Consider the following 13399-nt stretch of genomic DNA (forward strand, 5'->3'; position numbering starts at 1 on the left):
ATTGAGTTTAATGTAGATTAAAAGAATGCGAGCGGTCAACGTCGGCAACATCACGAGGAGGGCGTCGCTCTGCGTCCCCGGCAGCGAGCCGGCGAGGATCCTGAAGGCTCTCCGATCCGGCGCCGACGAGGTGGTCGTCGACCTCGAGGACGCCGTCGCCGTCGGAGGGAAGGACGCCGCCCGGGAGGAGCTCGCCCGTCTCGAGTGGCCGGACGAGCGCCCGCGGGTGGCCGTGCGGGTGAACGCCCCCCGGACCCCCTGGTGCCACCGCGACCTCGTCGCCGTCGCTGGGATCCCGGAGGTCGACTCGGTGGTCGTCCCCAAGGTCGAGTCCCAGGGCGACCTCGCCTTCGTCGACCGCCTGCTCGACGGCGCGGAGGCCGGGTGCGGTCGGCAGCGCCGGCTCGCCGTCCAGGCGCTGCTCGAGACCGCGGGCGGGATCGCCGGGGTCGGTGAGGTGGTGGGGGCCTCGCCCCGGCTGGTGGCCGTCGTCATCGGCTACGCCGATCTGGCGGCGTCCCTGGGGAGGGAGCGGCCGCGCGACCCGGGAACGTGGCTGGCCGTGCAGGAGCAGGTGCTCCTGCACGGCCGCGCTGCCGGTGTCGAGGTCGTCGACGGCCCCCACCTCGGGGTGCAGGACGACGACGCGTTCGCCACCGAGGTCGCGCGGTCGGCCGCCCTCGGGTTCGACGGCAAGTGGGTGATCCACCCGCGCCAGGTGGCCCGGGTGGCCTCCGCGTTCACGCCCGCCGCCGATCGGGTCGACCACGCCCGACGGGTGCTCGCGGCACTGCAGCGAGCCGCCGAGGAGGGCCGCGGCGCCGCCGTCCTCGATGACGCCCTCGTCGACGAGGCCATGGCCCGCGACGCGCGCCGGGTGCTGGCGAGGGCGGCGCGATGAGCGGCGTCACGCAGCTCGTCGGCGGCCCCTGGTTCGACGATCTCGAGGTCGGGCAGGTGTTCGACTCCGCTCCGGGCGTCACGCTCACGGAGGGTCGGGCGGCGGCGCACCAGGCGATCGTCGGCGACCGCTGGCGCCTCGCGCTCGACGACGACCTGTCGCGCCGGGTCGCCGGCGCGGCGCTCGCCAGCCCGACCCTGGTGTGGAACACGGCCATCGGTCAGTCGACCCTCGTCACCCAGCGCGTGAGGGCCAACCTCTTCTACCGCCGCCTGGCGCTGCTGCGCCAGCCGGCGATCGGCGACACGCTGCGCACCACCACGACGGTCGTGGGCCTGAAGGAGAACACTCGGCGCGAGGGGCGCCCCGCCACCGGGCTGGCCGCCCTGCACATGGTGACGCTCGACCAGGACGCGCGCACGGTCCTCGACTTCTACCGCTGCGCGATGCTCCCCGTGCGCGGGGCCGCCACGGGCCGTGACGACGACCTGTCGGTCGTCGGCGCCGGCGAACCCCTCACGTCCGCGGCCCTGGTCCCCGACTGGGACCGCAAGGGCCTGGCTCGCTTCGGCGGGGGAGTGCCGGCGGCGGGCGCCGTCCTCGAGGTCGAGGGCGGTGACGTCGTCAGCAGCGCCCCCGAGCTGGCCAGGCTGACGACCAATGTCGCCGCCGTCCACCACGACGAGGCCGCGGCCGGTGGGCGTCGGCTGGTCTACGGCGGGCACACCATCGCCCTAGCGGCGGCACAGGCGACCCGGGCGCTGCCCGGCCTCGTCACGGTGCTGGCCTGGGAGTCGTGCGACCACGTCGGCCCGGTGCACGAGGGCGACACCCTGCGCAGCACCGTCGAGGTGCTGCGATCGACGCAGGTGGACGGGTGGACCGTCCTCGACCTGCGCTCCGTGGTCACCTCCGGCGAGGGGGCGAGGGTGCTCGACTGGAGGTACTCCGCCCTCCACGCCTGATCGGCTCAGGGCATCGTGTAGCCGCCGCTGACGCTGAACAGCTGCCCCGTCACCTGTCGGGCGGCCGTGGGGGAGGCGAGGAAGAGCACCGAGCTCGCGACGTCGGCCGCCGTGGTCAAGCGCCCGAGGGGGGTGTCCTTGAGCAGGTAGGCGGCCTGGTCGTCGTTGAAGACGTTGTCCTTGCCGACCGACCACAGGCTGCTCGCCCCCACGGCGTCCGGACCGTCGGGGACGACGAGGCCCGGGCAGACGACGTTCGACCGGACGCCGTGCCGCCCGTGCTCGCGGGCGGTGGTGCGTGCCAGCGCCACCACGGCGGCCTTCGTCGCGCCGTACACGCCCTGGCGGATCTGGCCGAAGGCGGCCTCGCTGGCGATGAACACGATCGACCCCTCGCCCTGCGCGCGCATCGGGGTGAGCGCCGCCTGGGTCGCGGCGATCGCGGTGTAGAAGTTGATCTCGACCGTGCGCTGCCAGTTGCCCCGGTCGGTGTTCTTCGCGATGAAGCCCGGCGTGCTCCAGCCGGCGTTGTTGACCAGGCAGTCCACCCCGCCCCAGGCGTCGACGGCCGAGGCGATCGCCCGGTCGGCCTCGCCCTCGCTCGTCAGGTCTCCGACGGCGGTCAGCACGTCCGCGGCGCCGAGCGCGCGCGCCTCCTGCGCCACCTTCTCGGCCTGATCGCCGTCGATGTCGGCGAGAACGATGCGGCTCCCCTCAGCCGCGAAGGCGTGCACGATGCCGCGCCCGATGTTCGACGCGCCGCCGGTGACGACCACCCGCGCGCCTGTCAGTCCCAGATCCATCGTCATCCCCTCGTCGGTGGCCGTGACGCTTGACACACCCCCGAGGCGCGCCTAACGTCTGCGGGACGCGACTTTAATCTAGATTCAATTATGTTTCCAGGGTCGCGGTGCTCTCATGGGGGAAAGATGTCTTCGATGGTCGACGCGATCGGCAAGCCGACGCGTGCGCTCGGCGACGTCCTCGCCATGGCGCTCGACGCGCTGGTCATCCTGTTCACCAAGCGCTTCTCGTGGCGTGAGGCCGTGCAGCAGGCCTGGTTCATCACCCGCGTCTCGCTCATCCCGACCCTGCTCGTGATGCTGGGTTTCACGCTGCTCGTGATCTTCGAGGTCAACCTGCTGCTGAAGGACCTCGGTGCCCTCGACCTCTCGGGGGGCATCGCCGGCATCGCCTCGGTGCAGCAGATCGGCCCGTTCGTCACCGTGGTGGTCGTCGCCGGGGCCGGCGGCACGGCGATCTGCGCCGACCTCGCGGCGCGCACGATCCGCGAGGAGATCGCGGCGATGCAGGTGCTCGGCATCGATCCGATCCAGCGCCTCGTCGTGCCCCGCATCGTGGCGGCCGTGGTCGTGTCGCTGTTCCTCAACGTGCTCATCTGCGCCGGAGGGCTCGTGGGCGGCTACTTCTTCTCGGTCTACCTCCAGGGCGTGACGCCCGGTGCCTACGTCGCCAGCGTCCCGCTGTTCACCGGCGTGCCGGAGTTCGCGGTGAGCATGGTCAAGGCGTTCGTCTTCGGCCTCATCGCGGCGATCATCGCCTGCTACCGCGGCCTCAACGTGGCCGGAGGCTCCAAGGGTGTCGGCGACGCCGTCAACCAGGCCGTGGTCATCACGGTCGCCGTCCTCGTCCCGGTCAGCCTGACCATCAGCCTCATCCAGTTCGCCGTCCTCTGAGAACCGGAGACAGAGAGCCCATGTCCAGCTTGCAGCGCATGATCACCCTGAGGCGCGCGCCCGGTCGCGCCCTGGACGCCATCGGCGAGCAGGGGTTGTTCTACTACCGCGTCTTCAAGGGCCTCCCGCGCGTCGCCCGACGCCACCCCGGAGAGGTGCTGAAGCTCATCGCGGAGCTCGGCACGGGCACGGGCGCCCTCGCCCTCGTCGGCGGCTCGGTCGTCATCGTCACCTCGATCACCTTCTTCGCCGGCGCGGTCGCTGCGGCCCAGGGCTTCGAGTCGTCGTCCAGCATCGGGGTCGGATCGCTCAGCCCTCTCCTGGCCGCCTTCTTCACCGCCCGGCTCTCGACGCCGCTCCTTGCGGGCGTGGCGCTGTCGGTGACCCTCGGCGCAGCCACGACCTCGCAGCTGGGCGCCATGCGCATCAGCGAGGAGATCGACGCCATCGAGGTCATGGCGATCCCATCACTGCCCTACCTGGCCACCACGCGGGTCGCGGCCGGGATGATCGTGATCACCCCGCTGTACATCTTCGCCACGCTGGGCGGCTTCCTCGCCGACTACCTGCTGCTCGTCTTCTTCTACGACGTGGGGGCGGGCAACTTCTCGCACTACTTCTTCCTCTACCTGCACCCGCTCGACATCGTGTTCTCCTACGTGCAGGTGCTCGGCATGGTGGTCGTGGTGATGCTGGTGCACACCTTCTACGGCTACACCGCCAGCGGGGGGCCGGCAGGGGTCGGCGAGGCCGTGGGCAGGTCGGTGCGCGCCTCCCTGAGCGGGGTCATGATCGTGAACCTCCTCATCGCCATGGCGATCTACTCCAACTTCAACACCTTCCACCTGGCGGGTTGACGTGCACGACGACCACCGCGCCCGCCGGATCGCCGGCGCCGGCCTCGCCCTCCTCGTCGTGGGGGTGTTCGCCCTCACCGCCGCCTTCTACACCCGCGCCTTCGCCGATCCCGCCGAGGTCGTCCTGGTCACCGACCGGGCCGGTCTCGTGATGGATCCCGGCAACAAGGTGAAGTACCACGGCGTCGAGGTCGGTCGGGTGGGCTCGGTCGAGCCCGACGGCGACGGGGTGCGCCTCGTCCTCCAGGTCGACCGCGACGAGATCGACCGGATCCCCGCCGACTCGCGGGCGCAGATCCGCGCGAGCACGATCTTCGGGGCCAAGTACGTCGAGATCCTCCCGGGCAGGGCGGCCGTCGCTCTCGCCGACGGGGGCCGGCTGACGCCCGACGGCGTGACCAGCGAGGTCAACACCGTCTTCGACAGCCTCGACCGGGTGCTGTCAGGCGTCGACGTGGCGCAGCTCAACGCGACGCTGTCGGTGCTCTCCCGCACCCTCGCGGGCCGGGGCGAGGAGATCTCGACGATCGCCGCGAAGGCCGACGACTACCTGACCCGACTCGAGCCGCTGCTGCCGCAGCTGCGTCGCGACCTCCTCCAGGTCGCACGTTTCGCCGACCTGGGGGTCGAGGTCTCACCGTCGCTGATCCGGATCCTGGAGAACGCGACGGTCACCGCCCGCACCGTCAGCGATCAGGACGCCGCGGTCGACCGGCTCCTGGTCAATCTCTCCGTCCTCGGTGGCGAGGCGACGGAGTTCCTGGGAATGAACGGCGACGCGCTGGCCACCCTGCTCCGCACCCTGCGACCGACGGCGGAGACCCTCCGCGTCTACTCCACGGAGCTGCCCTGCCTCCTGCGGGGCCTCGACAACACCCGCGCCATCATGGCGAAGGTCATCGGGGGCACCACCTCCGCCCTGCGAGGACTGGTGAGCGTGCGCTCGGAGCTGCCCGCCTACACCTATCCGCGCGACCTGCCGGGAGTGCCGAAGGGCACGGGTCCGGCGTGCTTCGGCCTGCCCCGACTGCAGGGCGCCGAGGTGCCGCTGCCCGAGCGGGGTGACCCGCGATGAACATCCGCAAGGACGCAGCGAAGCTCGCGATCTTCCTCGTGGCCGGATCGCTCATCGCCGGTCTGCTCTACCTCACGCTGGGGGAGACCCGCCTCGGTCCGACGAGGAGCTACAGCGTGATGATGCGCGACGTCTCCGGGCTGGAGTCCGGCGACATCGTCCGGATCGCCGGTGTGCGGGTCGGCCAGGTCGACCGGCTCGACGTCGCGAAGGGCAACACCGTCAAGGTGAGCTTCCACGTCGCTCGCGCCCAGCGCCTCACCGACCGCACCGAGGTGCTCGTGCGCTACGAGAACCTGCTGGGCGACCGCTACCTCGAGCTCCAGCAGCCTCCCGGGGAAGGCACGCCGCTCGCAGCAGGGGCGACCATCGGGATCGACCGGTCGACGCCCGCCCTCGATCTCGACGTCCTGCTCAACGGCTTCCGCCCGCTCTTCCGCGGGCTGCAGCCCGACCAGGTCAACGAGCTCGCCACCAACCTCATCGCCACGCTTCAGGGGCGGGGCGGGACGGTCGAGTCGCTGCTTGCCCAGACCTCGAAGCTCACCAACGGGCTCGCGGACGACGGCGCGGCGATCACCGGTCTGATCGACAACCTCGACACGCTCCTCGGCGCCGTCGACAGTCGCGACGCCCAGCTGCGACAGACGATCGGTGCCTTCCGCGGCCTCGTCTCGGGCCTCGCCGAGGACGCCGACCCGATCACGGAGTCGATCACCTCGATCGGCGACCTCACGTCGTCCTTGGAGAACCTCTTCCGTCGGGGGCGAGGGCCCTTCAAGGGCACCGTGATCGCGGTCAAGCAGCTCGCGCAGCTCCTGAACGTCAACACGGCCACGCTCAACCGGGTGCTGGCCTCGCTGCCGAAGGCCTACCGGGTGCTCGACCGGATCGGCTCCCACGGCAACTTCTTCAACTTCTATCTGTGCTCGGTGCAGGTGGTGATCAGCGGGCCCGACGGACGGCCGATCCGCACCCCTGCGATCCGCAGCCAAGTGGAGCGGTGCAACTGATGGCAGGCAGGAAGATGTTCCGCGAGCGCAACAAGTTCTCGCTCGGGCTGATCGTGGTCGTCTCGCTCGTGGTGAGCCTCGGCGTCGTGTTCAACATCGACGCGATCGTGGGCTCGTTCGGACGCAAGTACCAGGTGGTGCTGCCGGAGGCGGCCGGCCTCAAGCAGGGCGATCCGGTGCGGGTGAGCGGCCTGAAGGTCGGCCGGGTGGGCGACGTGCGCCTCGGCGGTGACGGGGTGCTGGTGGAGTTCGCGGTGACCGACACCGACATCGAGCTCGGGAGCCGGACGTCGGCGGCCGTCAGCGTCGAGACGGTGCTCGGCGACAAGGCGCTCGTGCTGACCTCGGCCGGGCGCGGTGAGCTCGCCGCCGGATCGACCATCCCCATGACCCGTGCCTCGGTGCCCTACGACGTCAACGACGCGCTCGGCGACCTGCAGCAGACGACCTCCCGGATCGACGTCACCAAGGTCGCGCGGGCGCTCCAGACCGTGTCGACCACCCTGGACGGCGCAGCCCCCGAGCTGCAAGGTGCCCTCCGGGGAGTGAGTCGGCTGTCGGCGATCATCAGCAGCCGCGACGACGCGCTCCGCAGCCTGCTCGCCAACGCCGACCGCTTCAGTGCCGTGCTGGCCGACCGGAGCGCGGACCTCACGGCCGTCCTGAAGGACGGCAACACGCTCTTCCGAGCGATCCTCCAGCGCCGCGACGACCTCCGTTCGCTGCTGGTGAACCTCACTGCGATGACCGGCGAGCTGCGCGGGCTGGTCAAGGACAACAGGGCCGCGATCGGCCCGGCGCTGAAGGAGCTCGACACGGTGCTCACCACACTGCAACGCAACGACGACAACCTCAGCCGGTCACTGAGAGGGCTCTCGGTGTACGCCACCGGCCTCGGTGAAGTGGTGAGCAGCGGCGAGTTCTTCTCCGCCTACCTGCAGAACCTCCTGCCTGGCAACCTGCTCCAGCCCGATCTGTCGACGTTCGGGATCCGCACTCCCCGCCTCACGAACCCCGCGACCCCGGGAGCGCGACGATGAGCCTGCGAGATCGACGGGTCCGACGCCTCGGCCCCCTGCTGGTGATCGCGGTGCTCGTGGCCGCCGGGCTCATCGTCGGCCTGCGCGACAAGGAGCGCACCGACCTCGTCGCGTACTTCGCCAGCACCGACGGCGTCTACGCCGGCGACGAGGTCCGCGTGCTCGGCGTGCCCGTCGGTCGCATCGACGACATCCAGCCCGAGCGCGGTCGGGTGAAGGTGAGCCTCCACGTCGACGGCGACGTCAAGATCCCCCGCGGCGCGAAGGCCGTGCTCGTGGCGCCCTCGCTCGTCAGCAGCCGCTACATCCAGCTGACGCCGCGCTACCGCGGCGGCCCGACGATGGACGACGGCGCCTCGATCCCGCTCGCCAGCACCGTGGTCCCGGTGGAGTGGGACGACATCAAGGAGCAGCTGAACGACCTCGCGGTCGCGCTCGGTCCGCGCGGTGCGAACCGCACCGGTGCGCTCTCGACGCTCGTCGACTCCGGCGCGGCGGCGCTCGAGGGCAACGGCACGAGGATCAACCAGACGATCGCCGATCTCGCCACGGCGGTGAGGGTGCTGGACAGCGGCAGCGACGACGTGTTCGGCACCGTGCGCAACCTCCAGGTCTTCGCCTCGGCCCTCGCGGCGAGCGACGGCGAGATGAGGCAGTTCATCGCCAACCTCGACGAGGTGTCCGGCGTGCTCGGCGACGATCGTGCCCTCATCCGGAGCTCGCTGACAGGTCTGAGCGCCGCGGTCAGGGAGGTGGGCGCCTTCGTGCGCGACAACCGCTCGGCGCTCACCACCGATGTCGGTCGGCTCTCCGGTGTGGTGAAGGTCCTCAACGACCGGCAGGCCGACCTGGCGCAGATCCTGCACGCGGCCCCGACGGCGATCGAGAACCTCACGGAGTCCTACCACCAGCGGCAGAACGCGGTCGGCGTCAACCTGAACGCGGCGAACATCAACTCGCCCGGATCGCTCCTGTGCGGCGCCATCGGCGGGGTGACGGGGGCCGACGAGGCGGGCACGGAGAAGCTCTGCAACCAGCTGGTCGGCAACCTGCTCGAGGACGTCGTCGCCACCCCGCAGTCCCAGCAGCTGCTCGACGCCCTGCTCCTGCTGCTGGCGGGTGGTGGATCGTGAGCGCCGGACGAGGACTCCGCACGACCGTCGTCCGGACGGCCGTGGCGCTCGTCGCCGGCTCGCTCACCCTGAGCGCGTGCCAGTTCGACGGCATCGCCTCGCTGCAGCTGCCGGGCGGCAAGGGCACGGGCGACGACGCCACCGTCATCACCGTCGACCTTCCCGACGTCGGGACCCTGACGACCAACGCGCAGGTGAAGGTCGACGACATCGCGGTCGGCACGGTGACCAAGCTGGAGGTCGTCGACTGGCACGCCCGCGCCACCCTGAGCCTCGAGCCCGGGGTGACGGTGGCTCGCGACGCGCAGGCGCGGGTGGGGGTCAACACCCTCCTCGGGTCGGCCTTCGTCGAGATCATCGATGCCGCCGACGGGGACGGCGGTGCCCGTGCCGGCGAGCCGGCCGCGGCCCCAGCGTCGCAGCGACTGCGTTCGGGCGATCGCATCCCGCTCAGCCGCACCCGGGCCTATCCCTCGACCGAGCAGGTGCTGTCGGCCGCCTCGCTCGCGCTCAACGGCGGCGGTCTCGAGCAGATCTCGACCATCACGGCGGAGCTCAACCGCGCGCTCGGCGGCAACGACCGGGCGGTCGCGTCGCTGCTCCCTCGCCTCGACTCCTTCGTCGGCGCGCTGGACGACCAGCGCGAGGACATCCTCTCGACGGTGCGCAACGTGTCGGTGCTGGCGAAGCGCTTCGCCGCTCGACGGGACGTGATCACGGGCGCGCTCGACGAGGTCGGCCCCGCGCTGGACGTGCTGCGCCGATCGCGACCGCGGCTCACCGCTGCGCTCCAGCAGCTCACGACGCTGAGCAGCGTCGCGACCCCGCTGGTCGAGGGGGTCACCGACGATCTCCTGACCGACCTGAAGGGCCTGGTGCCCGCGCTGCAGGCAATCCGATCCGCAGGCTCGGCCGCCATCACGGGGCTCGGCTTCCTGACGACCTTCCCGTTCGCGCCCGAGACGGTGCTCAACGCGTGCAAGGCCGACTACTGCAACCTCGACCTCGCGCTCGACCTGACCAACTCCTCCATCCTGCGTGGTTTCGTCACCCCGGACGGGAGCATCGGCATCCCCGGACTCCCCGGCCTCTCGGGGTTGAACGCGCTGCTCTCGGGTGTCACGTCGTCGACGGGCGGCGGCCTGCTCGGTCTCCTGGGCGCGGGCCCCGCGGCGACCGCCCAGCCGGGTAGGTCCGGGCCACGATCGTCGACGCCCGCGCCGGCCGCGCCGCAGGGGCTCGACCTGGCCACGCCGCTGGGCAACCTGATCGCCGGCCTGACGGGAGGGCAGCGATGAAGGGCGCCTCCCCGCTCATCCGGCGACAGCTGATCGCCTTCTCCGTCGCCGCCGTGATCGGTGCGATCGTGCTCGGTACGACCTTCCTGCGCGTACCCGAGCAGCTGGGCATCGGTCGCCAGACGGTCTCGATCGACCTCGCCCAGGCGGCCGGGCTCTACGAGGGTGCGGAGGTCACCTACCTCGGCCACCCGGTCGGCAAGGTCGTCTCCCTCGAGGTGCGCGACGCCGGCCTGCGCGCCCGGCTGAGCATCGAGGACGACGCGGACGTGCCCGCCGACGTGCGCGCCGAGGTGCACAGCAGGTCGGCGGTCGGCGAGCAGTACGTGTCGCTCGTCCCCCCGCCCGGGGGCGGGAACGGCGTGCTCGCCGACGGCGCCGTCATCCCGCGCAACCGGACCTCGACCCCGGTGGAGATCGGCCCGGTCCTCGACAACGTCAAGGCGCTCACCGACAGCGTCGACGCCGACCGGTTGTCCACCCTCATCCGGGAGGCCGGCACCTCGCTCCAGGGCAGGTCCGGCGACCTGCAGGCGATCCTGGACGACGGCGGGGACCTGCTCGAGGCGGCCCGGCGCAACATCGGGCCGACCGAGCGACTGCTGCGCGACGCCGAGCCGGTGCTGCAGACCATCAACGGGCAGGCCCCGGCGGTGCAGCGCCTCCTGCGGAACCTGGACGGCGTGACCGGTCAGCTGCGCGCCGCCGACGGCGACCTGCGCTCGCTGCTCGACGACTCCCCGGTCTTCACCCGCGAGACGGTCGCGCTCCTTGCCGGGCTGCAGCAGACCCTCCCGGGTCTGTTGCAGCGGGCCAACCCCGTCGCCGGCACCCTCAGCCTCTTCAACGCCCATCTCGAGCAGCTGCTCAGCGACCTGCCTCGCGCCGTGGCCACGGTGCAGTCGGTCACGGTGCCGAACCTCGACACGGCCGAGGTGCGCCTCACGGTCGCCAACGCCGACAAGCCGCCGGAGTGCACGCGCGGCTTCCTGCCGGCGAAGCAGTGGACCTCGGTCTTCGGCACGGCGCCCGAGGTGACCCCGCTCGTCTACTGCGCCGCTCCGAAGTCCGACCCCCGCGGCGTCCGTGGGGCCCGCAACCTCCCGTGCCCGGGTAACCCCGCCCGCCGCGAGGCCGAGGTCGCGAAGTGCTGATCCGTCCCGTCCCGACCACTGGAGCTCCCCGATGACCCTGACCAGTGCCGCGCCTGCCTCCGGACCGTCCGTCGCAGCAACTTCGGTGTCGCAGCACCGACGGCTGCGTCGCATCGCCGCCGACTACGCGATCCTGCGCGGCTGCCTCTTGCTCGTCGCCTGCTACGCCGGCTTCGGGCTGCTCGGGTTCGCCGTCTTCGCCGGCTTCTGGCCGCCCCCCGGACCCGATCTCGGCGCCGATGCCATCCGCAGCTACTTCGTCGACCACCAGGACGGTCTGCGGGTCGGCATGGTGCTGATGGCCTTCGCCGGGCCCTTCTACGTGACCTGGAGCGTGGCGATCTCGCGGGTGATCGCCCGGATCGAGGGCCCGATGGGTGGTCTCGCCGGGGTCCAGGTCATCGGCGGTCTCCTCACCGGGCTGGTGACGTTCACCCCCGCCACGATCTGGATGACGGCCGCCTACCGGGCCGACACGCACTCCGCTGAGACCATCCAGACGCTGTACGACTTCGGCTGGTTCTTCTTCGACATGACCTTCGTCTGCTCCGCGCTGCAGAGCGTGGCGCTCGGTGTGGCGATCCTCCGCGACGACCGCGACCGGCCCCTGTTCCCGGCCTGGGCCGCGTGGATGGGCTTCCTCACCGCCGTCTGCTACCTGCCGCTCACGCTGATGCCGCTGTTCACCTCGGGCCCGATGGCCTGGAACGGCGCGGTCAGCTTCTGGGTGGTCTTCGTCGAGTTCTTCGTGTTCACCGCCGCCGTCAGCGTGCTCACCTGGCGCGCCCTGCGCACCCTGCAGGACGAGGACACCGCCGAGGCGATGGGGATGCTGCAGTGAGCCACACCGTCCATCCGTCGGCGACCGCCACCGACGGCGACGCGCTGCGCGCCGACGCCCGCCCACCGGACCGTCGGATGCCCGGTCTGGAGGGGTTCTGGCTGTTCGTCCTCGGCGACCTCGCCGTCTTCACCGTGCTCTTCGCCGCCTACCTGCTCGCGCGCAGCGACGACGTGGCCGGGTTCACGGAGGCGCAGGGCGAGCTGGACGTCGTCCTCGGTGGGGTGAACACGGTCGTGCTGCTCACGAGCTCGGCGGCCGTGGTGGTGGCGCTCCGGCACCTGCGGGCGGGCCGGGTCGCTGCGGCGCGCGGCTGGACGCTGGTCGGTCTCGCGGGCGGGGTGGCCTTCGCCGTCCTCAAGGTCCTCGAGTACGTGCGCGGTTGGAGCGACGGGCACACGCCGTCCGCCCACGACTTCTTCACCTACTACCTGTCCCTCACCGGCCTCCACCTCGGGCACGTGGTCGCCGGATGCCTGCTGCTCGCGCTCTTCGCGTGGCGGTGGCGCGGGCTGCCCGACCGGGTGGTCCCGACCAGCGGGTTCGCGACCGTCGCCGTCTACTGGCACGTGGTCGACCTGCTGTGGCTGCTCATCTTCCCCCTCATCTACGTCGCGAGGTGACCGTGTCTGCCGTCCACAACCCGTCCATCCACTCCATCGACGACGCGTCCGACCGCGCTCCATCCACCCGCGGTCCCTGGGTGGTCTGGGCCCTGCTCGTAGCCGCCACGGCCCTCACCTCGATCGTCCTTAAGGACGCCGTCGAGCACGCCTGGGCGCTCTTCGCGCTGTTCGCGCTCGCCGCGGCCAAGGTGCTCGCGGTGCTGCTCGAGTTCGTCGAGCTCTCCGTCGCGACCAGCTCGCTGCGCTGGGCCGTCCTGGGCTGGGCGGTCATCGTGCCCGCACTGCTCGGCGCGACGATCGCGGTGCAGCGATGAGTCGCCTCCGCCTCGGCATGATCGCCGACTACTCCGGTGGATTCGGACACATGGTCGACCTGCTGCCCGACTACGAGCGAGCCGGCCTCGAGCTGCTGGCGGTGGGAGAGGCCTACTCGTTCGACTCGGTGAGCCAGCTCGGCTACATCGCCGCCCGCACCGAGAGGCTCGAGCTGCTCTCGGCGATCTTCCAGGTCTACTCCCGCACGCCGTCGCTGCTGGCGATGACGGCGGCGGGCCTGGACTTCGTCTCGAACGGCCGGTTCTCGATGGGCTTGGGCGCCTCGGGTCCGCAGGTCGTGGAGGGCTTCCACGGCGTGCGCTACGACGCCCCGCTGGGTCGCACCCGCGAGGTCATCGAGATCTGTCGCCAGGTGTGGCGCCGCGAGCCGGTCGAGTTCCGCGGCAAGCACTACACGGTGCCCCTCACGAAGGACGACGGCGGCTCGGGGCTGGGCAAGCCGCTGAAGATCATCAACCACCCG

15 protein-coding genes are annotated in these 13399 nt (G+C 71.3%); 14 read left to right on the forward strand and 1 reads right to left on the reverse strand.

Annotation, left to right across the window (positions count from 1 at the left end):
* The first annotated feature begins 25 nt into the window (after positions 1–25).
* Together ACERUN_RS09815 and ACERUN_RS09820 are read left to right on the forward strand one after the other, a co-directional pair.
* Positions 26–901: a CoA ester lyase gene (locus tag ACERUN_RS09815; protein WP_370289734.1), complete on the forward strand. Its 876-nt coding sequence runs from the start codon at positions 26–28 to the stop codon at positions 899–901.
* Positions 898–1866 (forward strand): MaoC family dehydratase, encoded by a 969-nt coding sequence (locus ACERUN_RS09820; protein ID WP_370289735.1) that lies wholly within the window; start codon positions 898–900, stop codon positions 1864–1866. The genes ACERUN_RS09815 and ACERUN_RS09820 overlap by 4 nt, the downstream gene beginning before the upstream one ends.
* A gap of 5 nt (positions 1867–1871) precedes the next feature.
* Here the strand turns inward: ACERUN_RS09820 and ACERUN_RS09825 are convergent, their stop codons facing one another.
* A complete protein-coding gene (locus ACERUN_RS09825; RefSeq protein WP_370289736.1) occupies positions 1872–2669 on the reverse strand; it encodes an SDR family NAD(P)-dependent oxidoreductase in 798 nt (265 codons plus the stop codon).
* A 135-nt stretch (positions 2670–2804) separates the two neighbouring features.
* On the opposite strand from ACERUN_RS09825, the gene ACERUN_RS09830 reads away from it, so the two are divergent.
* The 12 genes from ACERUN_RS09830 to ACERUN_RS09885 all read left to right on the forward strand — a co-directional run.
* Complete coding sequence (locus ACERUN_RS09830) at positions 2805–3563, forward strand: MlaE family ABC transporter permease (RefSeq protein WP_370289737.1); 759 nt, start codon at positions 2805–2807, stop codon at positions 3561–3563.
* Positions 3564–3601: 38 nt separating this feature from the next.
* The gene (locus ACERUN_RS09835) at positions 3602–4420 is read left to right on the forward strand and encodes an MlaE family ABC transporter permease (protein WP_370289738.1); all 819 of its coding nucleotides are present in this window, start codon (positions 3602–3604) and stop codon (positions 4418–4420) included.
* 1 nt (position 4421) lies between these two features.
* On the forward strand, positions 4422–5495 hold the full coding sequence (locus ACERUN_RS09840) for an MCE family protein (RefSeq protein WP_370289739.1): 1074 nt from the start codon (positions 4422–4424) through the stop codon (positions 5493–5495).
* Positions 5492–6508: an MCE family protein gene (locus ACERUN_RS09845; RefSeq protein WP_370289741.1), complete on the forward strand. Its 1017-nt coding sequence runs from the start codon at positions 5492–5494 to the stop codon at positions 6506–6508. The genes ACERUN_RS09840 and ACERUN_RS09845 overlap by 4 nt, the downstream gene beginning before the upstream one ends.
* Positions 6508–7548 carry an MCE family protein gene (locus tag ACERUN_RS09850; protein ID WP_370289742.1) on the forward strand — a complete coding sequence of 347 codons (1041 nt, stop codon included), beginning with the start codon at positions 6508–6510 and terminating at the stop codon, positions 7546–7548. Before ACERUN_RS09845 ends, ACERUN_RS09850 begins: the two co-directional genes overlap by 1 nt.
* A complete protein-coding gene (locus ACERUN_RS09855) occupies positions 7545–8681 on the forward strand; it encodes an MCE family protein (protein ID WP_370289743.1) in 1137 nt (378 codons plus the stop codon). Before ACERUN_RS09850 ends, ACERUN_RS09855 begins: the two co-directional genes overlap by 4 nt.
* Entirely contained in the window at positions 8678–9979 is a 1302-nt protein-coding gene (locus ACERUN_RS09860; protein WP_370289744.1) for an MCE family protein, read from the forward strand. The genes ACERUN_RS09855 and ACERUN_RS09860 overlap by 4 nt, the downstream gene beginning before the upstream one ends.
* Positions 9976–11133 carry an MCE family protein gene (locus tag ACERUN_RS09865; protein WP_370289745.1) on the forward strand — a complete coding sequence of 386 codons (1158 nt, stop codon included), beginning with the start codon at positions 9976–9978 and terminating at the stop codon, positions 11131–11133. Before ACERUN_RS09860 ends, ACERUN_RS09865 begins: the two co-directional genes overlap by 4 nt.
* An 85-nt stretch (positions 11134–11218) precedes the next feature.
* Entirely contained in the window at positions 11219–11974 is a 756-nt protein-coding gene (locus tag ACERUN_RS09870; protein WP_370289746.1) for a hypothetical protein, read from the forward strand.
* Positions 11971–12597: a cytochrome c oxidase subunit 3 gene (locus ACERUN_RS09875; RefSeq protein WP_370289747.1), complete on the forward strand. Its 627-nt coding sequence runs from the start codon at positions 11971–11973 to the stop codon at positions 12595–12597. The genes ACERUN_RS09870 and ACERUN_RS09875 overlap by 4 nt, the downstream gene beginning before the upstream one ends.
* A gap of 2 nt (positions 12598–12599) precedes the next feature.
* Positions 12600–12914 (forward strand): cytochrome C oxidase subunit IV family protein, encoded by a 315-nt coding sequence (locus ACERUN_RS09880; protein ID WP_370289748.1) that lies wholly within the window; start codon positions 12600–12602, stop codon positions 12912–12914.
* On the forward strand, positions 12911–13399 hold a 489-nt coding region (locus tag ACERUN_RS09885; RefSeq protein WP_370289749.1), incomplete at its 3' end, for an LLM class flavin-dependent oxidoreductase. The genes ACERUN_RS09880 and ACERUN_RS09885, both read left to right, overlap by 4 nt.

The organism is Nocardioides sp. (genome assembly GCF_964229035.1).
Lineage (GTDB): Bacteria > Actinomycetota > Actinomycetes > Propionibacteriales > Nocardioidaceae > Nocardioides.